The sequence below is a fragment of the Comamonas sp. FG99 genome, from assembly GCF_057808605.1.
This window is the reverse complement of record NZ_JBMDII010000005.1, coordinates 87,362-112,284: the sequence shown is the minus strand read 5'-3', so window position 1 is coordinate 112,284 and position 24,923 is coordinate 87,362. Positions and strand designations below refer to the sequence as shown.

The window sequence follows — 24,923 nt, the reverse complement described above, 5'->3', positions numbered from 1 at the left end:
AATATGAATAGAAACCAATCATGAGTTTTTCAAATGGCCTCAAATATCACGCTGCGCCAGCTGCGCGCGTTCGTGGAAGTGGTTCGCAGCGCCGGCTTCACTGCCGCGGCCAGGAAGCTGCATCTCACGCAATCGGCCACCAGCCTGCTGGTGCGCGAGCTGGAGGCGCAGGTCGGGCTGCAGCTGATCGACCGCACCACCCGCCAGGTGCTGCTCACCGAGGCGGGCCAGGAATTTCTGGAGCGCGCGGAGCGCATCCTGCGCGACGTCGAATTCGCCGTCTCCAACGCGCAGGACCTGCTGCACAAGCGCCGCGGACGCGTGACCATCGCCACCACCCCGCTGCTGGCCGCAAGCTTCGTGCCATCGGTGATTGCCGAATTCCAGCAGCGCCATCCCGCCATCGAGGTGCGGATCGTCGACCAGCCGGTGGATCAGGTGCTGCGCCTGGTGAGCAACGGCGACGTGGACATCGGTTTCGGCGCGTTTCCGCAGACCGACATCGAGCTGCGGCGGCAAGCGATGCTCAAGCACAGCATGGGCGTCATGGTCCCCCGCGGCTGGCCGCTGGCCGATCGCAAACGGCTGGCCTGGAAGAACCTCGCCGAGCAACCCTTGATCACGCTCTCTTCCGGCAGCGGCTTTCGCACGCTGGTGGATCCCTTGTTTGCGCAGATGGGCATCGCCATCATCCCGCGATTCGAGGTGAACTACCTCGGAACCGCGGTCGGCATGGTGGAAGCCGGCCTCGGGATCACCGTGGTGCCCTCGTACGTGGGAGCCCTGCTGGACTCCCAGCATGCACGCTTCATCGCCCTGCACGACCCGGTCGTCTTCCGCGCCATCGAGATGGTGACGCAGCAGGGCCGCTCGATGTCGCCCGGCGTAGCAGTGTTCGCCGAGTGCCTGACACATATGTGCAAGAACTTTCACAAGTAGCTCCTGGGGCCGGTCCGGGCAGCCGTGCTCAGCGAGCGGCCAGGTGCTTGTCGCCCACCACGGCGGTCGCCTGGATCTCCACCAGCATGCCCGGCATGGCCAACGCCGACACCGTGACCTGCGCGCTCGCCGGATAGCGGCCCTTGGCGAACATTTCAGCGCGCACCTTCTGGAACACGGCGCCGTTGCGCACATCGGTGAGATACACCGTCATGTTGACGATGTCCGCCATCCCGCCGCCGGAGCGCTTGAGGGTCTCGTCGATCAGCGCGAATACGGTGCGCACCTGCGCCTCCATGTCACCACGAATGTCCTTGCCGTCCAGATCGGTGGTCGTGGTCACGCCCGCCAGCCAGATGGTCTTGCCGCCCTCGGTGATCACCGCCGGCGAATAGGTGCGCCCCTGGGTGCGTTCCGAATGGGCCAGGAACTCGGCCGCATGCGCGCCCGCGGCTCCGAGGCTCGCGGCCAGCATGGTCGCCATAGCGGCGGTGCGATGGGCTTGCTTCATATCGTCTCCAGTTCTTTCTCGGTTGAAAATAAATCGATGCGCCGCGTTCGGCGGCAGGGGGCAGGATGGATTCATGGCTGCGGCAGCAGCCGGGCCAGCTTGTGGGCCGACTCGATCGCCTCGCGCGCCACCGACTGCGGGTCGAGCTGGGTCAATTGCCCGCGGCGCACCAGCGCCTTGCCATCGACCAGCACGGTGTCCACGTTCACGGGCTGGCCGGAATACACCAGCGCATGGGCCGCATCCAGGACCGGCGCCATGTTCAGATCCGTAGTGCGCACCAGCATGAGGTCGGCGCGCTTGCCCGGCGTGATCGATCCGATGCGGTCCGCAAGCCCCAGGTCACGTGCGCCATCGAGCGTCGCGAGTTGCAGCAGGCGGGTCGCCGGCAGCGGCTCGGCGCTGCCAAAACGCTGCTTGTGCGACCACAGCAGTGCCCTGATACAGCTGAAGAAGTCCGCATTGGCGGACGCGGCCGAGCTGTCCACCGAGAGGCTTTGCTGCACGCCGGCCTGTTCGAGTTCATGGAACTGGATCACGCCGCGCGCGGCCTGCGCATAGTGCATCTCGATCACCGGCGAGCAGGTCATCGTGGTACGGCTCTCGGCGAGCCAGCCGCATTCCTGCTCGCTCACGCCCTGCGGATGCACCAGCTGCAAGTCCGGGCCGAGCAGGCCATGCTCGCGCAATACCGAGACGATGCCGGGGCGCGCATGCATGGTGATCGGCAGTCCGAGCTTGCGGATGTGCCGGCACTCGTGGCTGACGACCTCGATGGGCACGATGCCGCGAGGGTTGGAGATGGGCGTGCGCACCGCTGCGCCCAGCGTGACGAGGCCGCCGTGCTCGCCGCACTGGCGCTGCACGCGCTCCAAGTCAGCGAGATCCATGTGCTCGGACAGCGGCAGGTCCTGCCCCCAGCCATAGGAAAAGCGGCCGCGTATCCCCACTTCGCGCATGGCGCGCAGCTCGGCATCGGCATGCGCCGGCGTGCGGGTGTTGTGCGACCAGTTGTGCACGGTGGTGATGCCGGAAAGCAGCCCTTCCGCCAACCCAAGGCGCACCGCGCGATAGGAGTCCTCGGGCGTGAAATGCGGCCCAAGGCCAAGCGTCACCGGAAAGTAGCCGCATTGGGCATCGTCGCCGCGCACCAGGCCGCGCAAGGCGCTGTTCCACAAATGCCAGTGCGTGTCCACAAACCCCGGCAGGGCGATCATGTCGCGCGCATCGACCTCCGGTACTGCGGGGCAGCTCAGCTGCTGCCGCACTGCGACGATCGCGCCATCGCGCACATGGATGTCGGCGTTCGCCAGCTCGCCTAGCTCGGGGTCCATGCTCAGGACATGCGCATTGCGGATCACGAATTCGCCGGGCAGGGCAGCGCTGGGGGAAAGAGAGAATGTCATGGATAGGCGAAGCTGTACGGGCACACGGTGCGTGTGTGCGGGAAAGGGGCGGTAGATGGGCGGCGCGTCCCGGCCTACTCGGCCTTGGCGCCGGTCATGCGTATGAGCCTTGACTTCTGCGCGGCGTCCTCCGCGATGAATTGGCGGAACTCGGCCGGGGTGGAGAAAATGGGCGTGAAGCCACGCTGCTCCAACAGCTTGGAGAACTCGCTGCTGCGGCCGATGGCAGCGACATCCTGCTGGATCTGGGCAATGACCGCGGCTGGCGTCTGCGAGGCCGCGAACAAGCCAAACCAGGACTCGCGCGGATTGACGTCGCCGAACCCCTCCTCCTGCAGCGTGGGCACCTTGGGGAACTCCGCAATCCGCCTGGAGTTGGCCACGGCCAGCGCCTTGAGCTTGCCCGTGGTGAGATGCCCCTGTGCCGCCGAAACCCCAGCCAGCGTGAGCTGCACCTCATTGCCCAGGACCGCCATGACCGCCGGCGTAATGCCCTTGTAGGGGACTTGTACCAGGTCGATGCCGGAGCGCAGCTTGAGCCCGCCAAACAGCAGATGCGGCAGGCTGCCCGAGCCGTAGGACGCATAGTTCAGCGCCTGCTCGCCGGCCTTGGCCTGGGCCACCAGTTCGCCCAAGGTGTTGGCTGCGATGGACGGATGCGCGACCACCATCTGCGCAAGGCTCAGTATCTGGGAGACCGGGGCGAGATCGCGCTGCGGGTCGTAGGGCAGCTTGCTGAACAGATAGGGATTGCTGGTGATGGAGGCCTCGCTCGTCAACAGCAATGTGTGTCCATCGGGATCGGATTTGGCGACCGCCATGGTGCCGATGATCGTCGAGGCACCGGTCTTGTTCTCGACGATGACGGCCTGCTTCCACTTGCGCTGCAACCGATCCGCGAGCAGCCGGGCCACGGCATCGATTCCGCCTCCGGGCGCATATGGCACGATGATCCGGACAGTCTTCGACGGAAAGGCCTGCGCCCGCGCCGGCGCCAGCCAGCCATAGGCGCATGCCAGGCTCGCGGCGCCTGCGAGAAACTGCCTTCTGCCATGCCGGCTCGGCGGTACGAAAGGCAGGCGGTCCAGTGCGCAGGCTTGGGCAAATGGGTGGTTCGAAGCGTTCATGGCGCTATTTCAAGCCATTTGAAACCATTCGTCCAACGATATAAATAAATCAATTGATGAGAAAAATAAATACTATCGCCAGCACCGCTCCATGTGCGACACCGGCGCAAATGGAGCGGCCGGCGCAGCTGCGCTGATGGCTCGGGATTGCCGGAAAAGCGGGCGGCCCGAATGGATTTCCTATCACTTCCATTCTTCAAATGCATTTTTTCCATGCCTGCTGTAGCGCAGCGGACTCCTGCGAGGGCAAGCCCCGATGACAGCACCCGCCGCCTTGGTTACATTAGAAGATGCCCCTTATGAACACTGTGTAAATGCGCAACTTTCGCTGGTCCAAGCTTTCCCTCGGTCGAAAGTTGAGATTTCATCAATTGATGGTATTTGAGCGCGCACTGGAGACGGGGTCGCTGCAACGCGTGGCGAACGAGATGGCGCTGACGCAGCCCGCCATCACCAAGATCATCCAGGAGCTTGAAAGCAATCTGGGAGGCGCCCTGTTCGAGCGCTCCAGCCGCGGCGTTCGCCCCACGGAGCTGGGCATGCTGCTCGGGCGCCGGGTCAAACCCATCATGGCCGAATTCGAGCGCATGACGGAAGACGTCAATGCCTTTCAGGAAGGGCGTAGCGGCCACCTGCTGGTCGGCACGCTGGTGGGTGCTTCGGCAAAGCTGCTGCCCTTGAGCCTGGTTGCGCTCAAGCAAAGCGTGCCCGACGTGCAGGTGACGCTGCAGGAGTCGGATGCGGTACAGCTCTATTCCGCGCTCGCCGGAGGCAAGATAGACATTGCCGTGGGACGGCTCCCCGACCAATACCAAATGGTGGCCAGCGCGTTTTCATTGCGCCACGAAGTGCTTTTCGAGGAAAGCCTCTGCCTCGTCGGCGGCACGAAATTCTGGGCCCGGCATCAGGATGGCAGCGCGGATTTTGATGTCCACATGCTCAAGGACGCCGCCTGGATTCTGCCGGTACCTGATTCGCCATCGCGGATTGCCGTCGAGAACTACTTTCGGCGCAACCAGCTGCCGGTGCCGCGCGATGTGGTGGAGTCCCCATCCATGCTGGCCAACATCGGCCTGATGATGGCTGCGCCCAGAGTTGCCATGATGTCGCGGTCGACGATTCAGCAGTTCGTCGATCTGGGAGTGCTGTGCATCCTCGACACCAATGCCGCAGGCAGTGCCGGCGCCGTCGGCTTCACGGTCCCCACTGACCGCGAGCTCAAGCCCGCGTGCCGGATTCTCATCGAGTGCCTGAAGGAAGTGGCCAACCGCACTTCGCCATAGTCTGGCACGCCTTCTGCGCGATCCCCACTGCCCCCTGCCCCAGCCAGATTCTCCGCAGCTGCCTTGCACATGGGCAGCCCGCGGCGCGTCCCTTGCATTCCGACTGGTTATGGCGGCGCGCCATTTTTTCAATTTCCCAAGCCGCACCGCTTCCCTAGACTTCCCTTCATCGCTGTTTACCTTGAGAAATCCAGCCCATCAGGAGCACAAGAAATGAGACACCGCAACTTACCCACGATCGCCCTTGCCCCCAAGGTGAGAAAACGCGCGGCAGGCATGCCCGCGCTGGTGATTGCCGCGGCCGCCCTCTCGGCGCTGCATGGCGGCGGCGCGCAGGCGCAGCAGCTCAATCGCAACAACACGGTCGTCTTTGCCAACGGCGGGGTCATCGCCACGCTTGATCCGATGCGTACGGACTATGCGCAGACCAGCTTCGTGGCGAGCACCTTGTACGACACCCTGGTCACCTACGACGCGTCTGGAAATTTGGTGGGGTCGCTGGCCGAGCGCTTTTCGGTGTCGGACGACGTCAAATCCGTCAGCATCCAGTTGAAGCCCGGCTTGAAGTTCCACGACGGTGCGGAGCTGAGCGCCGCGGATGTGGCTTTCACGCTGGACCGGCTGCGGCGCCTTGGCCTGGGTATCGCTTCGCAGATCGACGGCTACGACAGGACCGAGGTGAAGGATGCACTCCATCTCAGCATCCACCTGACCAGGCCCGCCTCTGTCTTCCTGGGCGCGCTGTCGAAGGTCTACATCCTGAACTCCAAGCTCGTGAAGGCGAATGCGGGCAGCGACGATGGCCAGTCCTGGCTGACATCGCACGATGCAGGCAGCGGCCCCTATACCTTCGCCACGCGCCGGGGCAACGATGTGATGGTGGTCCGCAACGCCAGGTACTGGCAGAAGTCGGAGGGCCACCCGCAAGCGATTGTGTTCCGCCGGATCGACGAAGGATCGACACAGCGCGATGAGCTGCGCGCAGGCAATGTAGACCTGGCCGTACTGGGGATGGGGTACCGCGACGCAGCGATGATGGACCAGGAGGGCCTGGTGAAGGACGCTCGCCTCAAGCCCAACCTGCAGACCAATATCTTCTTCAACACACGGTCGGGGCCTACGGCAGATTCCCGGGTGCGCAAGGCCATCCGGCTGGCCTACGACTATGAAGGCGGCCTTGCCGGCATCCGCCAGGGCAATGGCGTGATCGCCAACGGACCGCTGCCGTCAACGATGGGCTGCAGGCCGGATCTGCCCCAGGCAAAACGCGACCTCGCCGAGGCCAGGCGCCTCCTGAAGGAAGCCAAGGCAGAGAACATCACGCTCACGATGCGCTTTCAGCCCACGGTGGAAGTGCAGCGCCTTGAAGCCACCTTGCTGCAGTCCAATCTTGCCGAAATCGGCATCACCCTGAAGCTCGAACCCATCTCCTTTGCCGCCTACATGGCGAGCACGGCACGCATCGAGACCATTCCGCAGATGATGCTGCTCGACGATTTCACGCAGTTCCCGGACCCTGGGGCGGTGCTGCTTCGTGGCTACAAGTCGGATGCCATCGGCACCAACCGTGGCGCCTATGCCAATCCCAAGGTCGATGAACTGCTGGGCAAGGCCATGGGCTCCGGCAACGAGGCACAACGCTGCGATCTGTATAAGCAGGTGCAGGCCATCATCGACAAGGACTCGGTCATCATGCCGTTGTACACCGTGGGACGCCCCGTGGTGTACCGGCCGCAGAAACTGCAGGTTCCACAGGTGAACAGCGTGGTGTTTCCGCTGGCTCCGGCCGACTTGAAGCTGGCGGCCAAGCCATGAGCGCGCCCGCCTTTCACCGCTCGGTCTACCTGCGCTACCTAGGCGGCAGACTGGCTGTCATGGGCATGACACTGCTGGGCCTGGTCGTGGTCGTGTTCGCCATGGTGAAGATGATTCCTGGCGACGAAGCCCAGGTGATTGCGGGCGCGGAGGCAACGCCGCAACAGGTGCAAGCGGTGCGCGAGAAGCTGGGGCTCAATGCGCCGGTGCCCGTGCAGTTTGTGCACTTCCTGGGGCGGGTGCTGCAGGCCGACCTGGGCACCTCCACCAGCACGCTGCAGCCCGTCATGAGCGATTTGGCCAAGGTGTTTCCCGCGACGATCGAGCTGGTGGTGGTGACACTGGTGTTCAGCATGCTGGTGTCCGTGCCCTCTGCCGTGGCGGCCGCCACCTGGCGCGATGGCGCGTTTGATCGCATCTGCCGCGTGATCGCCACGGCCGCAGGCGGCATGCCGGCATTCTGGCTGGCCCTGCTCGCCCAGTTCGTGCTCGCGAGCCGCTGGGGCCTGTTTCCGATCTCGGGTCAGCAAAGCCTGGAGTACATGGTGCCCGAGCTGACGCACATGCCCACGATCGACGCGCTGCTGGCGGGAAACCTGCCTGCGTTTCGCGATGCTGCCTGGTACCTGGTGCTGCCCACCTTGGCGCTCGCGCCGTTCTTTGCCGCCCAGTTCTTTCGCACATTGCGCACTTCGCTGATCTCGATTCTCGAAAGCGACTTCATCGTCCCCGTGCGGGCCAAGGGGGCCTCCGGCGCTCGCATCATGTGGCGGCACGCGCTGCCCAATGCAACCGGCCCGACGATCACTTTGGCGGGCGTGCTTCTGGGCGTGATGGTGGGCTCCGCAGTGCTGGTGGAGAGCGTGTATGGCCGGCAAGGCGTGGGCGCTTACCTGACCAATGCGGTGGAGCAAAAGGATACCTATGCGGTGCTGGGCACCGTGCTTTTTGTAGGGGTGATGGTGTGCTTGAGCAATATGTTGGTGGATATCGTGCTGCTGCTGGTCGATCCACGCGTGCGCGCAGCGCAGTTTCAAAAGGGATCCTGATGAGCCGCGCATTCGCTGTGAGACGCTTCTTCGGGTCATTGTCCGTGTTTGACCGCATGGTGATCCTGCTTGTCGTGCTGCTGGCGGCCCTGGCCATCGCCGGCCCGTGGCTGGCGCCGGACGCCATCTACCAGTCCGATATCCGCAGTGCCTTGCAGGCACCCAGTGCCATGCATTGGTTCGGCACCGATGACCAGGGCCGCGACGTGTTCTGGCGGGTGATCGCCGGCGCCAGAGCCACGCTGCTCTCTGCGACGCTGATCGTGGCCCTCTATTCGCTCATCGGTGTGGTTGTCGCCACGGTGGCAACGATAGGGCCGCGCTGGCTCGATGAAGTGCTGATGCGCATTACCGACATTGGCCTGGCGCTGCCCGGCCTGGTGGTGGCACTCGGCTTTGCCGCGGCCATGGGGCCAAGCCTCACCTCGGCCATCGTCGCCAAGGCGATCACCGGCTGGCCGGTCACGGCGCGCCTGCTGCGCGCAATCATGCGACAGACCATGACTGCGCAATTCGTGGTCGGTGCACAGGCCATGGGTGTGTCGCGGTGGCGCCTGATGACGCGGCATGTGCTCCCCAATTCGCTCGATGTGCTGATCGTCAAATGGGCGGGCGATATCGGCAGCGCGGTACTGGTGCTCGCCGGCATGTCGTTCATCGGCGTTGGCGCGCAGCCGCCCAGCGCCGAGTGGGGCGCCATGATCGCCTCGGCCAAGGGCTATGTCAGCAATGCCTGGTGGGTGGTGACGGCGCCTGGCGCGGCCATCGCGCTGGCGGCCATTGGTTTTGGCCTGCTCGGCGACATCCTCCAAGTGCGCCGTGATCCGAGCCTGGGAGGCAAAGCATGAATCACCCCTTGAACCCCGTACAACCGATGCTGGCCGACGATCAAGGCGCCGGCGAGGTATTGCTCGACGTGCAGAACCTGTGCGTCGACCTGCCCGCGGCGGGCGGGCAGACGCGCCTCGTGGATCGGGTGAGCTTTCGCATTCGCAAAGGCGAACGTGTCGCCCTGGTGGGCGAGTCCGGCTCGGGCAAGTCGGTGACTGCCCGTTCGCTGCTGCGGCTCAATCGCCGGCTCGCGACCAGCGGCCTCATCCGGCTCGATGGCCTGGATCTGCTGCAGCTGCCGGAGCGGCAGATGGCGCAGGTGCGCGGCCGCAAGATCGGCATGGCCTTTCAGGATGCCTTCACCTCGCTCGATCCGGTGATGCGCATAGGCGACCAAGTGATGGAAACCCTGCTCGTGCACGGAACCCACCGGAGCCTGGCCCACGAACAAGCCGTGAACATGCTGCGGGAGCTGGGCGTGCAGGATGCCGAAAACCGGATGAAGGCCTATGTGCACGAGTTCTCCGGCGGCATGCGCCAGCGTGTGGTGCTGGCAATGGCATTGATCGGCCAGCCTCAGTTGCTGATCGCCGACGAGCCCACGACGGCGCTCGATGTGCGCATCGCGCAGCAGGTGCTGGACCTGCTCGACGACGTGGCCACCCAACGCAACCTCTCCGTGCTCCTGATCACCCACGACATGGGCGTCGTGGCCTCGTTCGCCGACCGCGTGGTCGTGATGTACTCGGGCCGCGTGGTGGAGGATGCGCAAGTGCATGAATTGTTCGAACGCCCCTGGCATCCCTATACGCAGGGCCTGCTCAATGCGGTGCCTCGAATCGACAGGCATGTCGAGAAGCTGGTGGCCGTGCCGGGACTGCCGGTGGCACCGAGTGCGCGCCCCCAAGGCTGCGCCTTCCATCCGCGCTGCCATATGGCCAGCGCCGCCTGCCGCAGCGAAGTGCCTGAACTACGCGCATTCGGACCACACAAGGTGGCTTGCCACCACGCGCAAGCACTGGGAGCCAGCCATGCTGTTTGAGATGCGACATGTCTCCAAATCGTTTTCCGATGGCCGGGGTGGATGGGCAACGGCGCTGGGCGACATCAGCCTGGGCCTGGCCGCGGGCCAGTCGGTGGGACTGGTGGGTGAATCGGGCTCCGGCAAGACCACCCTGATCCGCTGCGCACTGCGGCTCATGAGGCCGGACAGCGGCCACATCGTGTACGACGGCATGGATGTTCTCAGCGCCGGCAGATCGCAGATGCAACGCTTTCGGCGCGAAGTCCAGCCCGTTTTCCAGGACCCATTTGCCAGCCTCAATCCGCGCATGACGGTGGAGGATCTCGTCGGCGAAGGCCTGCTGGTGCATGGCATCGAGCGCAATCCTGGGCGCAGGCGCGAGCTGGTGGCGCAAACGCTGGAGATGGTGGGGCTGGGCGCATCCGATATGCCGCGATACACCCATTCGTTTTCCGGCGGCCAGCGGCAACGCATCGCGATTGCCCGAGCACTGGCCATGCGGCCCCGGCTGCTGATCTGCGATGAGCCGGTTTCGGCTCTCGACGTATCGGTGCAGGCCCAAGTGATCAACCTCCTGCAGGAGATGCAGCAGGCCATGGGGCTCACCGTGCTGTTCATTGCCCACGACCTCGCCGTGGTACGCCATCTGTGCGACGAAATTCACGTACTGCACAAGGGCGTCATCGTGGAGAGCGGACCCGCGCGGCAATTGTTCGAGCAACCCGCGCATGCGTACACGCAAGCCTTGTTGGGCGCCGTACCCATCCCCGACCCGCACCTGGCGCGGCAAAGACACGGGCAACGCAGCTTGATGCGCCAGTAAGACAGAGAAAAGCCCCCCAATCCCGGAGATGGAAAATGAGACTTGGAATAGATGGAAAGAAGATGCCCGAAGCACAGAAGCAAGGCCCGATCGCCAGCTTCGAGCACGCGCGGAAGTTTGGCATGGACGGCCTTTTCTTCCGCACGGTCCTGGAGATGTCCCCTCGGCTGGACCATGGGTTCCTCAAGGAAATCCGTGCCAAGGCGGACAGCCTGGACATGTACCTGGAGACAGGCCTGGGCAAGGTCAACCCCTATGCCCTGCCCGAAACGCCGGAGATCCGCCTGGCCGGAGATGGCGATGTGATACGTGGCTTTCGGCGCTTGATGGAGGCCTGTGCGGCCATTGACTGCCGCGAGCTGTGGGTGGCCATGGCCAACTACAAGACCGCATTCGTCGGCAAGTACTCCACGGATCGCTTCCGCACCGATGTATCGTGGAGCGAGCAGCTCAAGGCCACCGAGGGCCTGCTGAGGAAACTTGCGCCCATGGCCCGGGATCTGGGCATTCACCTGAACATCGAAACGCACGAAGAGGCGACCACTTTCGAGATTGTGCGGCTGGTCGAAGCCGTCGGCCCCGACGTGCTGGGCATCGTGTTCGATTCTGCCAACGTGCTGCAGCGCACCGAACATCCCGTATACGCGGCCAAGCGGGTCGCGCCCTATGTGCGCCAGACGCACATCAAGGACGCGCTGGTGGGCAGCGAAGCGGCCGGAGTGAAATACCAGATGCGCCCCTGCGGCGAAGGCTCGGTGGATTTCGGCGCCATTCTTCCGCTGCTGGCGGCACACAAGCCGGACCTGAACCTCTCGATCGAGAACGACTCGTCCTACGAAGACCGCCCGCGCACCCCGGTACGCATGCGGATCGACATCTACGACGAGGAGTGGAAGGCGGCACATCCGGACCTGACCTCCGAGGAGCTCGAAGCCTTCATGGACTTGGTTGCCGAAGGGGACCGGCGCATTGCATCTGGTGAAGTCGCGGATTTCGAATCGTTCGATGCGCTGCGCCCCGGCTATGTGCAGACCATTGAGAACATCAAGAAGACCGCTGCGCATATCCGCAACATCTGCGCCTTCCACGCGCTGCCCATGCGCAGCGTTCCGGAATACGCCGCTGCGGGCTTGGGCGCCGCATGAGCCGCGCCCTTGTGCTCCAGAGCGGGCGCGTCAATGGCGGAGCATTCGCCGATGTGCTGATCCGCGATGGAATCATCGAACGGATTGACGCTCAAGTGCAGCCGCCCCCCGGCGCGCTCGTCGAGGACGTGACGGGAATGCTGGTCTTGCCCGGGCTGGTGGAGGCGCACACGCACCTCGACAAAACACTGTGGGGTATGCCGTGGCGCGAAAACACGGTGGGCCCGACGCTTCAGGACAAGATCGACCATGAGCGCCTGGCGCGCAAGCTCTGGCAGATCGACCCTGCGCTGCAATCGGCGAGGCAGGTGGAGCTTTCGGTTGCCCAGGGCACGACCCATATCTTGAGCCATGTCGATATCGATACGCACAATGGCCTGAGCTGTCTTGAGGGCGTGCTGGCCACCAAGCAGAAATACCGCGGCCTTGTCGATATCCAGATCGCGGCGTTTCCCCAGTCGGGCATGATGATCCGGCCCGGCACGGCGCAGCTGATGGATGAAGCCATGGCCCTGGGCTGCGACTGGGTCGGCGGCCTGGACCCCTACGCGATCGACCGCGATCCCAAGGGCCAGCTCGATGCCGTCTTCTCCCTGGCCCAGAAATATGCCCGCCCCGTCGACATTCACCTGCACGAGCCGGAAGAGATGGGAGCGCAGACGCTGTCGCTCATCTTCGAGCGCACCCGCGTGCTGGGAATGCAAGGCCAGGTGACGATCAGCCATGCGTTCTGCCTTGGCTCCGAACGCGCGCACATCGTCAATCCCTTGATCGATCAGCTCGTGGAGCTGGATATCGCCATAGTCACCACAGGCCCGAGCGGTTGGTCATCGCCCCCGATCCAGCGGCTGCTGGCCGCCGGCATTCGCGTGGCGGGCGGCTCCGACGGTGTGCGCGATACCTGGAAGCACTATGGAAACGCCGACATGCTGGAGCGCGCCATGTTCATCGGCATGCGCAACCGGCTCACCCGCGACGACGAAATGCGCCAGGCGCTCGACATCTGCACCCATGGCGGAGCCGCCGTCATGCGGCTGGAGAACTACGGGCTGCGCGCCGGCTGCAGGGCCGATCTGTTCGTGGTCGAGGCGCAGAACATAGCCCACGCCGTCGCCATGCATCCGGTACGCCACCTGGTGGTCAAGAACGGCAAGCTGGTAGCCAGGGATGGTGTTTTCCTGGCCCCCTGATTTTTCACGCCTTTTATTTTTCAACCCTTCCGGTAAATAGGAGAGAACATGCTTTATGTAAGGCTTTGCCTTGACGCACCCGGCTCATTCGATTTGAGGATGAAACACAGGCCTGAGCGCCAGGCCTACCTGGATAGCGGCGCCATCAAGATCGTGGAGGCCGGTCCGCTGTGTGCTGGAGACAACGCCGACGTCTATGTAGGCACATTCATGTTGATCGACGCCGATTCACGCGAGCAGGTAGTGGATTACCATAATAACGATCCATTCACCAAGGCAGGAATTTATGAGCGGTCTTTCATCATGAAATTCAAGAAAAACATCGGATAGATTTCACCCCCAACTCCTTCACGTGATTTCATTGCGAGCCACCGAAGGCGTTTCAACGCCCTGGGCGACTGGCTTTTATCCTTCGGCAACCCTCCAAGTGGCTGAAGGATTTTTTGTTGCCAGAATGGATTTTCAACGGCACATGATCCATTGGTGTTTTCACGAGGGATATTCTTGTTGGCTATGGCTTGCACCCATTTATTCATTACCGTGACGCGACTCAAATTTCTACACTTTCAATATCAGGCATTCGTTCGCAAGATCAGTGACTGATTAAGGTTATTTCCTTTGTTGCAACGTGAATGAATACTTGAGGAATGCTATGTTCATGGATAAACGCTTCACACTCCTGCCGCTGCTGATTGCCGCGGCCGCGGGCTCGGCAAATGCTCAATCCGTCAGTATTTTCGGTGTAGTCGACGTTTCTTTGAGCCACTATTCCGTGGCAGGCGGACAAAAACTGAATGCGTTGGCCGACTCGAATCTGAACTCGAGCCGGCTCGGTTTCCAGGGAAAGGAAGACCTGGGTGGCGGCCTGGCCGCCTCGTTCTGGCTCGAAGGCGCACTCAGCCCGAGCGATGGCTCGGCGAGCGGCTTCAACTTCATGCGCCGCTCCACCATCAGCCTGTCGGGCCCCTGGGGGGAAATCCGCGCGGGCCGCGACTTCACGCCAACGTTCTGGATCGACGCGCTCTACGACCCGTTCGGCGCGGCAGGGATAGGAACCAATCTGATCCAGCAGGTTCGCAGCACCGGCAATATTCCCGGACGCGCCCCGTTCGTGCAAGGCTGGGGCGCCAACAACCTGGGCTTCATTCGTTCATCCAACGCGGTGAGCTACTATCTTCCGCGCAACCTGGGAGGCTTTCATGGGCAAATCCAGTATGGGTTTCAGGAGCAAAGCGTGCAGACACTGTCGCCGACCTCGCAGATTCGGTTCCTCGGCGCACGGGCGGGCTATGCAAGCGGCCCTTTGGATATCTCCATGGCACTGGCACACAGCGCGGGCGCACAGTCGGCGACCACAAGCTTGCCCAAGGTCGAAACCGCCAGCCTGGGCGCTTCCTACAAGTTCCCGCTGGCCACCTTGTCCGGCGCCTACTTGAACGAAAGCAACACGGCATACGACTCCGGCGCGAAATACCGGCTCCGGGGCTATCTGGCGGGCGTTGCCGTGCCGCTGGGCCTGTGGACATTCAATGCAAGCTATGCGCGCGTGAGCAGCAATGTTGCGCAATCGCCCACGGTCGACAAGTGGGCCCTTGGCTATGTCTACAACCTGTCCAAGCGCACAGCCCTGTATGGAACCTATGCCCGCATCGGCAATCGCCACGGGTCGATGATCACAGTGAACGGCGCGGTGGCCGGCATCGCCAACGCAAGCTCCAGCGGCGTGGAGACGGGTATCCGGCACGCATTCTGAGGCTTTCGGATACATCCCGTTTTCGCATTTCGGCGCTCGCCACCCCATCTTTGACCCCACACATCCACAACCCGAAAAATGCGCATCAAGCTCATCAACCCCAATACCACGCTTGCCATGACCCGCAGCATGGGTGACTGCGCCCGCCAGTTCGCCAGCCCAGGAACGGATATCGTGGCAGTGAGCCCCCGGATGGGGCCCGTGTCCATAGAAAGCCACTACGACGAAGCCTTGGCCGTTCCAGGCTTGCTCGAGGAAATCCGCCTCGGAGAACAAGCAGGTTTTGATGCCTATGTGCTCGCCTGCTTCGGCGACCCGGGGCTCCTGGCATGCCGTGAACTGGCAACCGGCCCGGTCATTGGCATCGCCGAAGCGGCGATGCACGCCGCCAGCATGCTGGGCACGGGCTTTTCCGTGGTCACCACCCTCCAAAGGACTTGCGCAATGGCATGGCACTTGGCAGAGCGCTACGGAATGAAGCATTTCTGCAGGAATGTGCGCGCCTCCGACATTCCCGTGCTGGCGCTGGAGCAGCGCAGCGAAGAGGTCTTTCGGCAGATCGTGCAAGAGTGCCAGCGCGCCTTGCGCGAAGACGGATCGGACGTGATCGTGCTGGGCTGCGCCGGCATGGCCGCGCTCGCAAAGGATATCAGCGCCGAGCTCGGGGTTCCGGTCATCGAGGGCGTTTCGGTCGCCGTCAAGCTGGCGGAGTCCCTGGTGAGCCTGAACCTGAGCACCAGCAAGAGCCGCGACTTTGCGCGGCCCTTGCCCAAGGAATATGTGGGGGCGCTGTCCGGCTTTGCGCTGGCGCCAATCTGAGGCAGCGGCCCCGCCTCAAAGCCTGGCATGGCCCGCAGCACTGAAGCCGGCGCCGCTCACTCCACGATCACCCCACGCCGGTACTCGCTGGGGGGCACGCCCATGTGATGGGTGAAAAAGCGTGCGAAATGGCTGGGTGCCGAAAAGCCCAGCGCATCGGAGATCTCCGCCAGGCTCTCTTCGCCGCGTGCCAGCAGCTCGGTTGCCACGCCCATGCGCGCCCAGTCGAGGTATTGCTGCGGCGTAACGCCCAGGCAGGCCTTGAACTGCTCGAAAAAGCGCGACCTGGACAGGCCGACCTGGCTGGCTATCCATTCGAGGCTGGGGTTCTGCGTCGCCTTGCCGCGTATCAGTGCCAATGACTTCATCACGCGGGCATCCATGGGGCGGTTGGCGCGCTGCATCTGGGCCAGGGCTGGCGGATCGGCGTAGTCGCGCGCCAGCACCTGCACCAGCTCCAGCACCAGCGGCTCATACTGGGACTCCATGAATGCCGCGCCCGCGCGCATGGCGGCGGCCAGGCGCAGCACGCACCGTTGCAGCTCGGGCCCCACCGCCGCGTCGGGGTGCTGGAACAGCCGCACCAGGGGCATGCCGGCACAATCGAGCGCCTGGGCAAGCCAGGCGCTGTCCGGCAGCACGGTCAGCACCTCGGTCACGATCTCGCCCTCGCTCGCGAGCTTGGCGTGCGGCAGCCACGGATTCACCAGGATGGCGGTGGACTCGTTGAGCACATAACGGTGCTGCCCCACGGTAAACGGCGACGGCGCGCCGCCGATATGGAAGATGAAATTGAACTCCTGGTGCGCATGCTCGACGAGCGCCCGGCCCGTGAAATGCGCCGCCACCCGGCCAAAACTCCCCTGCACTGCCACGGATGATGCTTCCTGACCCATTGGCTCGCCTCCTGCGCCTGCTGGGTTGCAGGCTGATTCAAATAGCCCATCGCAAAATCGGACGAACGGGTAAGACACCGGATGACCCGGAGCCTACCGCCAGGGATTTTGACCCTAAATTGGACGCCATGTCGAGCACGCAGCCCGCGCGCCCGGCGGCGCGGCATCGCGCCGCACCAAACCTGGAGACAAATCCCTATGAGCAAAGTCCTGATTGCCGGCCACGGGCCACACCATGTCATCGCCGTGCACGGCTGGTTTGGCAGCGCCAGCGCCTGGCAGCCCCTGGCCAATGTGGTGGATGGCGAGCGCTTCACCTATGCGTTCATGGACTGCCGGGGCTATGGCGAGCGCCGCGCCGAACCCGGCCCCTACGACATGCAGACGATCGCAGGCGACATACTGGGCCTGGCCGATGGGCTGGGCTGGCAGCGCTTTGACCTGGTCGGGCACTCCATGGGCGGCAAGGCCATCCAGCTCGCGCTCGCCCAGGCGCCCGCGCGCGTGCGCAAGCTCGTGGCCGTCACCCCGGTACCCGCGGCCGGCGTGCCCTTCGACGACGCTGCCTGGGCCTTGTTCTCCAGCGCGGCAGGCAACGCGCAGGCGCGCGAGGCCATCGTCAGCCACAGCACGGGCAACCGGCTCTCCGCCCACTGGGCCAGGCAGATCGTGGCCCACTCGCTCAAGGAATCCACACCACAGGCGTTTGGCGCCTACCTGGCATCGTGGGCGCGCGAAGACCACTGCGCGAGCCTTGCGCACCTTGCCGGCCATGCGCACCCCATGCTGATCCTCGTGGGCGAGCACGACCCCGGCCTGACTGCCGAGGTGATGCAGGCCACCTACCTGCCGCTGTACCCCCATGCGCGCATCGAGACGATTGCCAACGCGGGGCACTACCCCATGGATGAAACGCCCGTGGCGCTGGCAACGAGCATCGAGCGCTTCCTCTGCGAATAGAAACACCACTTCAAGCGAGCCCATCATGGACATTCCAGTCAACTTCCCTTCCGACGGACTATCTCTCAGCGGCGTCCTGCAAGTCCCCGACGACTTGGCGCAAGACGGCAGCCGCCCCGCCATCATCGTGCTGCACGGCTTTGGCAGCAACAAGGCAGACGGCATGGTGATGCTGGCGAGCCGCCTGTTCGAAAAACTCGGCTATGTCGTGCTGCGCTTTGACATGCGCGGCTGCGGCGAGAGCGAGGGCGAGCGCGCGCGGGTGATCTGCCTGGAGCAGGTGGAGGACACCCGCAACGCCGTCACCTACCTGCGCAGCCGCAAAGAGGTGGCGGGCGCGGCCATCGCGGTCATGGGCCATAGCTTTGGCGCGGCGGTTGCGGTGTACGCGGCCGGCGTCGACGAGCGCATTGCCGCCTGCATCTCCTCTGGCGGCTGGGGCGATGGCGAGGCCAAGTTCCGCGCGCAGCACGCATCGGCCGAAGCCTGGGAGCGCTTTCAGGCCATGCGCCGCCAGGGGCAGGAAAAGCTCGCGCAGGGGGAATCCATGCGCGTCTCGCGCTTTGACATCGTGCCCATTCCACCCGCGCTGCGCGGCAATCTGCCGGCGGGCTCCTTCATGGATTTCCCGTTCGAAGTGGTCGAGGGCATGTACCATTTCAAGCCGATCGAGAAGGTCGGCCAGATCGCGCCGCGCCCGCTGATGCTGCTGCACCCCGCGGTGGATTCGGTCACGCCGACGCAGCAGTCGATCGACCTATTCTCGCGCGCCGGCATGCCCACCGACCTGCACCTGGTGGCCGGCATCGATCACTTCATCTTCTCCGACGACAGCACCCTCACGCTCAACCTGGTCGCCCGCTGGCTGAACAAATTCTTTCCGCTGTACCGGCTGCCGGCCCCCGACGGGGCGGAGGGCAAGGCATGAGCAATGCCAGTGAATACCGGGTGGCGGCCGAGCCGCTCAAAGGCTGGGCGGGCCGGATACTGCAAGCGGCCGGCATGCTCCCCGCGAGCGCGGCCCAGGTAGCCGATGCGCTGGTGTGGGCCGATTTGCGCGGCACGGGCTCGCATGGCGTGTCCCGGCTGCCGCTCTACCTGCAGTGGCTGGAGAGCGGTGAAATGGATGGCGCCGCAGAGCCTCGCGTCACCACCCGCCTGCCCGCGCTGGCGGTGGTGGACGGGCACGGCTGCGCCGGTGCGGTGGGCATGAACTGCACGGTGGCGGCCGTCACCGAAGGCGCGCAGCGCGCGGGCGCATGCGTGGGCCTGCTCAGGGCCACCACCCACACCGGCGCGCTGGGCTACTTCACATCCCGTATCGCAGATCGCGGCATGCTGGGCATCGCCATGGCGGCGTCCGGGCCGCACATGGCCTACCACGGCGCGGCGGCCAATGGCGTCTCGACGGCGCCGCTGTCCATCGCCGCACCCGGCGCGCACGGCGCGGCGCCCATGGCCTTCGACATGGCATCGAGCGCGGTGGCGCTTGGCAAGCTCATGCAGGCCAAGGCGGCCGGCGTGCCGCTGCAGCCCGGCTGGGCGATCGACGGCAGCGGCGCGCCCACGCTGGATGCAGCCGCCGCCAAGACGCTGCTGCCGCTGGGCGGCCCCAAGGGATCGGGGCTGGCTCTCATGGCCGAAGTGGTATGCAGCCTGCTCGGCGCCAATCCCATTCTTGCGCCCGCGCTTGGGCAGCCGTCCGCGCAGCGGCGCCATCGCCAGAATGCATTCGTGCTCGCCGTCGACATCGCACAAATCACCAGCCTGGCGGATTTCCAGCGCGAAATGGGCGAGCTCGTCCAGGCCATCAAGCGCCTGCCCGCCGCCTCGCAGGCGCCGATTCTGATGCCAGGCGAGCGCGGCGAACGCGAGCGGCACAACCGCATCGCACATGGCATCGTGCTGCCGGCGCCAACCGCCAAGGCCTTGCAGGCGCTTGCCGGCCGACTCGGGCTGCCGGCCCCGTGGCAAGCCGATACGGCGCCGTCCACATAGGCTGCGCGGCCCTCGCGCAATTGCCCAAGGCCGCATCCGGCAGTGCCCGATGCGGCCTTGGGCCGAACGCTCCATCTCAATTGACGTAGTTGCCGGTCTTTTGCGCCACCGCCTTCCAGCGCTTGGTCTCCGCATCCATGCGAGCCTTGATTTCTTGCGGTGTGGCGGCCGAGAACTTCAGATCCACTTCCTGCCTGGTGATTTTTTCCTTGACGGCCGGCTCCTGCAGAACCGCGGTCAGCTCCTTGTTGAGCCGTGCGATCACATCGGGCGGCGTGTTCTTCGGTGCGAACAGGGCAAACCACATGCCGATGTCGTAGCCGGGCACCGCTTCGGCAAACGGCGCCGCCTGGGGCAACTGGGCGATGCGCTGCGAGCTGCCCAGCGCAAAGGCCTTGAGCTTCTTGCTCTGGATCAGCGGCAGCAGTTGCGGAGCGGGCCCCACGGCGATGTCGAGGCGATCGCCCATGATGTCCTGCAGCGCCTCGCCCACGCCCTTGTACGGGATGAACTGCATGTCCACGCCCGCCTGCATCATGAGCAGGTCGATCGCGAAGCTCGTGGTACTGCCGGCCTGGATCTTGCCTGGATGCGCCTTCGCATAGGCCAGGAATTCCTGCGGGGTCGAAAACGGCACCTTGTTGTTGGCGACGTAGATCACGGGCGACTCGCCCAGCGCCTTGATCGGGATGAAGTCCTGATCCAGCTTGAACGGGATATGGCGAAAGAACGCCGCGTTGGCCGTGTGCACGCCGCTGAGCAGGCCGATGGTGTAGCCATCGGGCGCGGCCTTGGCCAGGGCTTCGGCGCCCAGGTTGCCCGCGGCGCCACCGCGGTTGTCGACGATCACCGCCTGCTTGAGCCGCTGGCCCAGCGGCTCCGCCACGATGCGGGTCAGCACGTCCTGGGTGCCGCCGGCCGGAAAGGGCACGATGATGCGGATGGTCTTGCCGGGGTAGCTCTGCGCCACGGCGGCCAGAGGTGCCGCGAGCACCAGCCCGGCCAGCGTCAGGCCCAGCCGACGGCGGGTGAGGGAAAGTCGTTGCATAGGGAGTCTCCTGGGTAAGCGGGAAGCCGCCAATGGCGGCTGTCGGGGCTTCGAAAAGCGTGCAGGCCAGTATAGAAATCGGCGCCAGGGCCTGTGAACGCATGCATCCCGGCAATTACCCAATCGTCCGAAAGATGCGCGCAAGGCAAAAACCTCGGACGAATGGGTAAGAAGCCGGAAGCTGCGGTTCCAGCGTTTTCCGAGGGCTGTTTAGTCTTGCACCAGCTTGAAAAACGAGGCGCCGCATGCGCTTCGCATCAGGCCAAAGAAGCAAGAACTCGCCAACGGAGACCCAACCCATGCTCGCCCGCCCTTCCAGAAAACTGCTGCTCGCGCCGATCGCGCTGGGCATGCTCGCCCCCCTTGCCCATGCGCAAAGCCAAGTGTCGATCTACGGCATCATCGATGAATACGCCGGCGCGATCCGCACGGCAACCGCCAGCACGAAATCGAGCACGGCGGGAGTCGTGAATTCAGGCGGCATGACCACATCGTTCATCGGCTTTCGCGGCGCCGAAGACCTGGGCGGCGGCACCAAGGCCATCTTCAACCTCGAATCGTTCATCCGCGCGGACACCGGCGTTCCCGGCCGCAACGACAGCGATGTGTTCTGGGGCCGCGCGTCCTTCATGGGCCTTGAATCCGCGCGCTGGGGCAGCTTGACCATGGGCCGCCATGTCACGCCGTATGCCATCAATCTGGCCGTGTACTCGCCCCTTCCCGGCTCCACCACGTTCAGCCCCTCGTTTGCCACGGTATTCAAGGGCAATGTGCTCGGGGACACGCGCTTCAACAACAGCGTGCACTACCTCTCGCCGAAGCTGAACGGCTTCGTGATCGACGGACTGTACTCATTCGGCACCGAGGTCAGCAGCGGCCCGGACAGCCACCAGAACCGCGCATTCGACGGCGCGGTGCGCTACGAGGGGCGCCATTGGGGACTCGGGGTGGCCACGCGCCAGATCAACCTGAACGCCAATGACAATGGGCGCAAGCAGAAGTCGTACATGGTGGGCGGCAACTACGACTTCGGCTTCGCGCAGGTCTACGGCCAGGCCCACCAAAGCCATGAGAGCTATGCATACAACTCGTCGCAGGACGTCAGGCGCCGGGCCTACGAGCTGAGCGCCGGCATACCCGTGGGCCCGGGCAAGTTTGCGGCGGCCTATGCCTACTCCAGCATCCGCGACGACAGCGCCGCAACGCCGAGCCAGCGCCGGGTCTGGTCGCTTTCGTACGACTACATCCTCTCCAAGCGCACCGATGTGTATGCCATCGCCTACCGCGACCTGCAGCGCAACCCGCTCATCGAGCAGCGCATTCTGGGTATCGGCGTCCGGCACCGCTTCTGACCCTCCGCGCTCCCCCAACCCAAGGAAATACGCAACATGCAAGGATTCAACACCCAACTTAGCCGCGCATTGGCTGGCGCCTGCCTGCTGGCGGCCGGCAGCGGCGCGCTGGCCGCCCAGCCCGAGGGCACGGTGGCGGTCGCCAACATTTCGCTTGCGCAGGCCATCAAGGTCATCGAAGGCGCCACCGCCTATGCGCGGGCCCACAAGGCCAGCATGTCGGTGGTGGTGGTCGACACCAGCGGCTACGTGGTCGCGGCCGCCCGCATGGATGGCGTGCCATTCGGCAGCTTCGACGTGGCCCGCGGCAAGGCGATTGCCAGCGTGGCCACGGGCGGGGTATCGGGCAAGGAGCTGATGGAGCGCTACAAGGCCAATCCCATCGTGTTCGGGCAGATCAGCTCCTTGTCCTACGGGGGGCCGATGTTCCCATCGCAAGGCTCGCTGCCGATCTACAAGGGTGGCGTACTCATCGGCGCCGTGGGCGCCAGCGCGGCATCGTCCCAGTTGGACGAAGACGCCGGGCGCTCCGGCATCCAGGCCATCGGCGCCTCGGAAAAACCCTAGACCGCCGGCTGGCCGGCACCCATCCACCTGCAGGAAATCCACCATGACTACTTCCACCTCCACCACCGGCGGCTACGCACGCTTTGAATGCTGCGCGGGCCTGTCCGAATGCGTCCACAAGATCGCGGGCGACGCGGCCATGCCCCAGGGCGACGGCATCGACTCCGAAGCCGTGCGCCGCCTGGCCGACGAACGCAGCAAATCGCTGCGCTCGCCTTCGCGCCGCGCGGCGCTGAACTGGGGCGCCCTGCTGGGACTGGGCTCGCTGGTGCCGCTGGCGGGCTGCGCCAGCGCCTCCGCGGACCCGGCCCATGGCGGCGCCACGCCCGAACCCTTCAAGGATGGCGTGCCCCTGGGCCGGCGCCATGAGCTGCCCTCGAACAAGGATACGGTGCGCGTGGGCGCCATGGACCCCAAGGCGCCGCCCGCGGTGACCATCGACTCGGGCGACTGGGTGCACTACCCCAACACCTGGGTGAACTGGGCGGACGAAGCCAAGTACGGCATGGCGTTCGACGAGCGCGAGCCGATTCGCAAGCGCTATCCCGCCGGGCCCTACTCGCTGGTCGGGCCGGTTGCGATACGCGGCGCGGAGCCGGGCGACTGGATCGAGTGCCGCATGCTGAGGCTGCGGCCCATCGAGTGGGGCTGGAACAGCGCGCCGATGGGTGTGGGCGCCCTGCCTACCGAGTTCAAGCAGCCGTATCTGCAGTATTTCAAATTCGACGCCGACCGCACCCAGGCAAGCTTCAAGAACGGCATCGCCTATGCGCTGCGCCCGACGCAAGGGGTGATCGCGGCGATGCCGGCGGGCGATCAGCCGGTGAGCGGCATTCTGAGCGGCGCCTATGGCGGCAACATCGTGCTGCGCGAGTTGAATGAAGGCTGCTCGATCTTCCTGCCCGTGCAGCGCGCCGGCGGCCAGATCTGGACCGGCGACTCGCACGCGGCGCAGGGCGACGGCGTGGTGAACCAGACCGCCATCGAAACGGCCATGGAGGACATGCGCATCCAGTACATCCTGCACAAGCGCTCGCCGCTCAAGAGCCTGCTGGCCGAAACGCCTACGCACTGGATCAGCATGGGCTATGGCAAGACCCTGGAAGATGCGCTGTCCGAATCGCTGCTGCACGCCATCGACTGGCTCGCCCCGGCAGCGCAGATCGAGCGCGTCGAAGCGTATTCCCTGCTCAGCATCGCGGGCAGCGTCCGCGTGACGCAGTACGCCCACCAGCTCAAGACGGTGTACAGCAATGTGCCGCCCAAGGGAGTGCACGCCATCGTGCCCAAGAGCGTATTCAGCGCCGATCAGATCGCCGCCATCTCCCGCCGGACCAGGACCGGATCGTGATCATCGAGCAGCGCACCTACACCCTCGGCCCGGGCGCCCTGCCGCGCTTTCTGGCCGCCTACGAAAGCCTCGGTTTGCCGGCGCACCGCGATATCTACCAGCGCCTGGCGGGCTACTTCGTGAGCGAAACCGGCGTGCTCAACCAGGTGGTGCACCAATGGGCCTTCGAGAGCTTCGAAGACCGCAACACCCGCCGCGGCCGGTTGCAGCGCGATCCGCGCTGGCAGCAGTACCTGGAGCAGGTACAGGGCCTGGTGGTGCAGCAGGAAAGCCGCCTGCTCAGGCCCATGCCCTGGTCGCCCACGGTGCAGCCGCTGGGATGAATCCCGCAGACAACCCTCGAGAGGTGAGACAGACATGACGCAGCAGAGAAACCCTGGCATCCGCGGATCGTTCGCCGGCATTGCGCTGGCGGGCGCATGCAGCCTGGCGGGCACGGCCATTGCGGCAAGTCCGCCAGCGCCCCCCGCCGCCCCGTTGAAGGGGCGCGCCGAGCAAGGCGCCATCATCGCCAACCAGACCTGCGCGGCCTGCCACGGGCCGGGGGGCAACCCCACGATGCCGGACTACCCGCGCCTGGCGGGGCAGATTCCGGAATACCTGGCCAAGCAGCTGCGGGCGTTCCAGGCGCCGGCGGGGCAGCGGGCCCACCGCTCAAGCCCCATCATGCAGCCCCTGGCGGCCGCCTTGAAAGAGCAGCAGATACTGGACGTGGCGGCCTACTACGCCCAGCAGCGGCCGCTCACCGCCAAGCCCCGCGATCCCGCGCGGGTGGAGGCCGGCAAGAAGATCTACTTCAGCGGCAATCCATCCAACGACCTGCCCGCCTGCGCCTCCTGCCACCGGGCTGATGGACGAGGCATGGCGCCTGACTTCCCGGCTCTCGCAGGGCAGCAGCCGGCCTACCTGGCCAACCAGCTGCGCCACTGGGAGGCCAATCGCGGCGGGCGCGGCAAGCTGATGACGATGATCGCGCCGCACCTGAGGCCGGAAGACATCGAGGCGGTGGCCGACTTCCTGGCGCAGATGCGCTGAG

General features: G+C 64.9%; 25 protein-coding genes. 20 read left to right on the top strand and 5 right to left on the bottom strand.

What is annotated here, in order from left to right:
• Positions 1-33 precede the first annotated feature (33 nt).
• Positions 34-939, top strand: coding sequence for a LysR family transcriptional regulator (locus tag ACODRX_RS05230; protein ID WP_488870003.1), 906 nt, complete (start codon positions 34-36; stop codon positions 937-939).
• A 28-nt stretch (positions 940-967) separates the two neighbouring features.
• On the opposite strand, the gene ACODRX_RS05225 is transcribed toward ACODRX_RS05230, so the two are convergent.
• The 3 genes from ACODRX_RS05225 to ACODRX_RS05215 all read right to left on the bottom strand — a co-directional run bounded on the left by ACODRX_RS05225 (position 968) and on the right by ACODRX_RS05215 (position 3,983).
• Entirely contained in the window at positions 968-1,450 is a 483-nt protein-coding gene (locus tag ACODRX_RS05225) for a RidA family protein (protein ID WP_488870001.1), read from the bottom strand.
• Positions 1,451-1,521: 71 nt separating this feature from the next.
• Positions 1,522-2,856, bottom strand: a complete 1,335-nt coding sequence (locus ACODRX_RS05220) for an amidohydrolase family protein (RefSeq protein WP_488869999.1) — start codon at positions 2,854-2,856, stop codon at positions 1,522-1,524.
• A 74-nt stretch (positions 2,857-2,930) separates the two neighbouring features.
• Complete coding sequence (locus ACODRX_RS05215) at positions 2,931-3,983, bottom strand: Bug family tripartite tricarboxylate transporter substrate binding protein (RefSeq protein ID WP_488869997.1); 1,053 nt, start codon at positions 3,981-3,983, stop codon at positions 2,931-2,933.
• A gap of 314 nt (positions 3,984-4,297) precedes the next feature.
• On the opposite strand from ACODRX_RS05215, the gene ACODRX_RS05210 reads away from it, so the two are divergent.
• The 11 genes from ACODRX_RS05210 to ACODRX_RS05160 all read left to right on the top strand — a co-directional run bounded on the left by ACODRX_RS05210 (position 4,298) and on the right by ACODRX_RS05160 (position 15,715).
• On the top strand, positions 4,298-5,266 hold the full coding sequence (locus ACODRX_RS05210) for a LysR family transcriptional regulator (RefSeq protein WP_488869995.1): 969 nt from the start codon (positions 4,298-4,300) through the stop codon (positions 5,264-5,266).
• A 213-nt stretch (positions 5,267-5,479) separates the two neighbouring features.
• Positions 5,480-7,081, top strand: coding sequence for an ABC transporter substrate-binding protein (locus ACODRX_RS05205; RefSeq protein WP_488869994.1), 1,602 nt, complete (start codon positions 5,480-5,482; stop codon positions 7,079-7,081).
• Positions 7,078-8,130: an ABC transporter permease gene (locus ACODRX_RS05200; protein WP_488869992.1), complete on the top strand. Its 1,053-nt coding sequence runs from the start codon at positions 7,078-7,080 to the stop codon at positions 8,128-8,130. The genes ACODRX_RS05205 and ACODRX_RS05200 overlap by 4 nt, the downstream gene beginning before the upstream one ends.
• The gene (locus ACODRX_RS05195; protein WP_488869991.1) at positions 8,130-8,978 is read left to right on the top strand and encodes an ABC transporter permease; all 849 of its coding nucleotides are present in this window, start codon (positions 8,130-8,132) and stop codon (positions 8,976-8,978) included. Before ACODRX_RS05200 ends, ACODRX_RS05195 begins: the two co-directional genes overlap by 1 nt.
• An 8-nt stretch (positions 8,979-8,986) precedes the next feature.
• The gene (locus ACODRX_RS05190) at positions 8,987-10,003 is read left to right on the top strand and encodes an ABC transporter ATP-binding protein (RefSeq protein ID WP_488869990.1); all 1,017 of its coding nucleotides are present in this window, start codon (positions 8,987-8,989) and stop codon (positions 10,001-10,003) included.
• Positions 9,993-10,808, top strand: a complete 816-nt coding sequence (locus tag ACODRX_RS05185; protein WP_488869988.1) for an ATP-binding cassette domain-containing protein — start codon at positions 9,993-9,995, stop codon at positions 10,806-10,808. Before ACODRX_RS05190 ends, ACODRX_RS05185 begins: the two co-directional genes overlap by 11 nt.
• A gap of 62 nt (positions 10,809-10,870) precedes the next feature.
• A complete protein-coding gene (locus tag ACODRX_RS05180) occupies positions 10,871-11,953 on the top strand; it encodes a sugar phosphate isomerase/epimerase family protein (RefSeq protein ID WP_488869987.1) in 1,083 nt (360 codons plus the stop codon).
• A complete protein-coding gene (locus ACODRX_RS05175; protein ID WP_488869986.1) occupies positions 11,950-13,143 on the top strand; it encodes an amidohydrolase family protein in 1,194 nt (397 codons plus the stop codon). Before ACODRX_RS05180 ends, ACODRX_RS05175 begins: the two co-directional genes overlap by 4 nt.
• Before the next feature lie 48 nt (positions 13,144-13,191).
• Entirely contained in the window at positions 13,192-13,473 is a 282-nt protein-coding gene (locus tag ACODRX_RS05170) for a YciI family protein (protein ID WP_488869984.1), read from the top strand.
• Between the two features lie 328 nt (positions 13,474-13,801).
• Entirely contained in the window at positions 13,802-14,896 is a 1,095-nt protein-coding gene (locus ACODRX_RS05165; protein ID WP_488869983.1) for a porin, read from the top strand.
• Positions 14,897-14,974: 78 nt separating this feature from the next.
• Positions 14,975-15,715 carry an aspartate/glutamate racemase family protein gene (locus tag ACODRX_RS05160; protein ID WP_488869981.1) on the top strand — a complete coding sequence of 247 codons (741 nt, stop codon included), beginning with the start codon at positions 14,975-14,977 and terminating at the stop codon, positions 15,713-15,715.
• Between the two features lie 56 nt (positions 15,716-15,771).
• On the opposite strand, the gene ACODRX_RS05155 is transcribed toward ACODRX_RS05160, so the two are convergent.
• Positions 15,772-16,590, bottom strand: a complete 819-nt coding sequence (locus ACODRX_RS05155) for a helix-turn-helix domain-containing protein (protein WP_488869980.1) — start codon at positions 16,588-16,590, stop codon at positions 15,772-15,774.
• Positions 16,591-16,809: 219 nt separating this feature from the next.
• On the opposite strand from ACODRX_RS05155, the gene ACODRX_RS05150 reads away from it, so the two are divergent.
• Genes ACODRX_RS05150 through ACODRX_RS05140 form a run of 3 tightly spaced genes read left to right on the top strand, consistent with a single transcriptional unit; the run spans position 16,810 to position 19,569 of the window.
• Positions 16,810-17,571: an alpha/beta fold hydrolase gene (locus ACODRX_RS05150; RefSeq protein WP_488869979.1), complete on the top strand. Its 762-nt coding sequence runs from the start codon at positions 16,810-16,812 to the stop codon at positions 17,569-17,571.
• 25 nt (positions 17,572-17,596) lie between these two features.
• Entirely contained in the window at positions 17,597-18,499 is a 903-nt protein-coding gene (locus ACODRX_RS05145) for an alpha/beta hydrolase (RefSeq protein ID WP_488869978.1), read from the top strand.
• Complete coding sequence (locus tag ACODRX_RS05140; protein ID WP_488869977.1) at positions 18,496-19,569, top strand: Ldh family oxidoreductase; 1,074 nt, start codon at positions 18,496-18,498, stop codon at positions 19,567-19,569. Before ACODRX_RS05145 ends, ACODRX_RS05140 begins: the two co-directional genes overlap by 4 nt.
• 76 nt (positions 19,570-19,645) lie before the next feature.
• On the opposite strand, the gene ACODRX_RS05135 is transcribed toward ACODRX_RS05140, so the two are convergent.
• Complete coding sequence (locus ACODRX_RS05135) at positions 19,646-20,617, bottom strand: Bug family tripartite tricarboxylate transporter substrate binding protein (protein ID WP_488869976.1); 972 nt, start codon at positions 20,615-20,617, stop codon at positions 19,646-19,648.
• Positions 20,618-20,916: 299 nt separating this feature from the next.
• Here ACODRX_RS05135 and ACODRX_RS05130 point away from each other — a divergent pair, with 299 nt between their 5' ends.
• Genes ACODRX_RS05130 through ACODRX_RS05110 form a run of 5 tightly spaced genes read left to right on the top strand, consistent with a single transcriptional unit; the run spans position 20,917 to position 24,922 of the window.
• Complete coding sequence (locus ACODRX_RS05130; protein ID WP_488869974.1) at positions 20,917-21,969, top strand: porin; 1,053 nt, start codon at positions 20,917-20,919, stop codon at positions 21,967-21,969.
• A 36-nt stretch (positions 21,970-22,005) separates the two neighbouring features.
• Positions 22,006-22,536 carry a GlcG/HbpS family heme-binding protein gene (locus tag ACODRX_RS05125; RefSeq protein ID WP_488869973.1) on the top strand — a complete coding sequence of 177 codons (531 nt, stop codon included), beginning with the start codon at positions 22,006-22,008 and terminating at the stop codon, positions 22,534-22,536.
• A gap of 43 nt (positions 22,537-22,579) precedes the next feature.
• Positions 22,580-23,887 (top strand): acetamidase/formamidase family protein, encoded by a 1,308-nt coding sequence (locus ACODRX_RS05120; RefSeq protein WP_488869971.1) that lies wholly within the window; start codon positions 22,580-22,582, stop codon positions 23,885-23,887.
• Entirely contained in the window at positions 23,884-24,210 is a 327-nt protein-coding gene (locus tag ACODRX_RS05115) for an NIPSNAP family protein (protein ID WP_488869970.1), read from the top strand. The genes ACODRX_RS05120 and ACODRX_RS05115 overlap by 4 nt, the downstream gene beginning before the upstream one ends.
• A 34-nt stretch (positions 24,211-24,244) precedes the next feature.
• Positions 24,245-24,922 carry a c-type cytochrome gene (locus ACODRX_RS05110; protein ID WP_488869969.1) on the top strand — a complete coding sequence of 226 codons (678 nt, stop codon included), beginning with the start codon at positions 24,245-24,247 and terminating at the stop codon, positions 24,920-24,922.
• Position 24,923 lies beyond the last annotated feature (1 nt).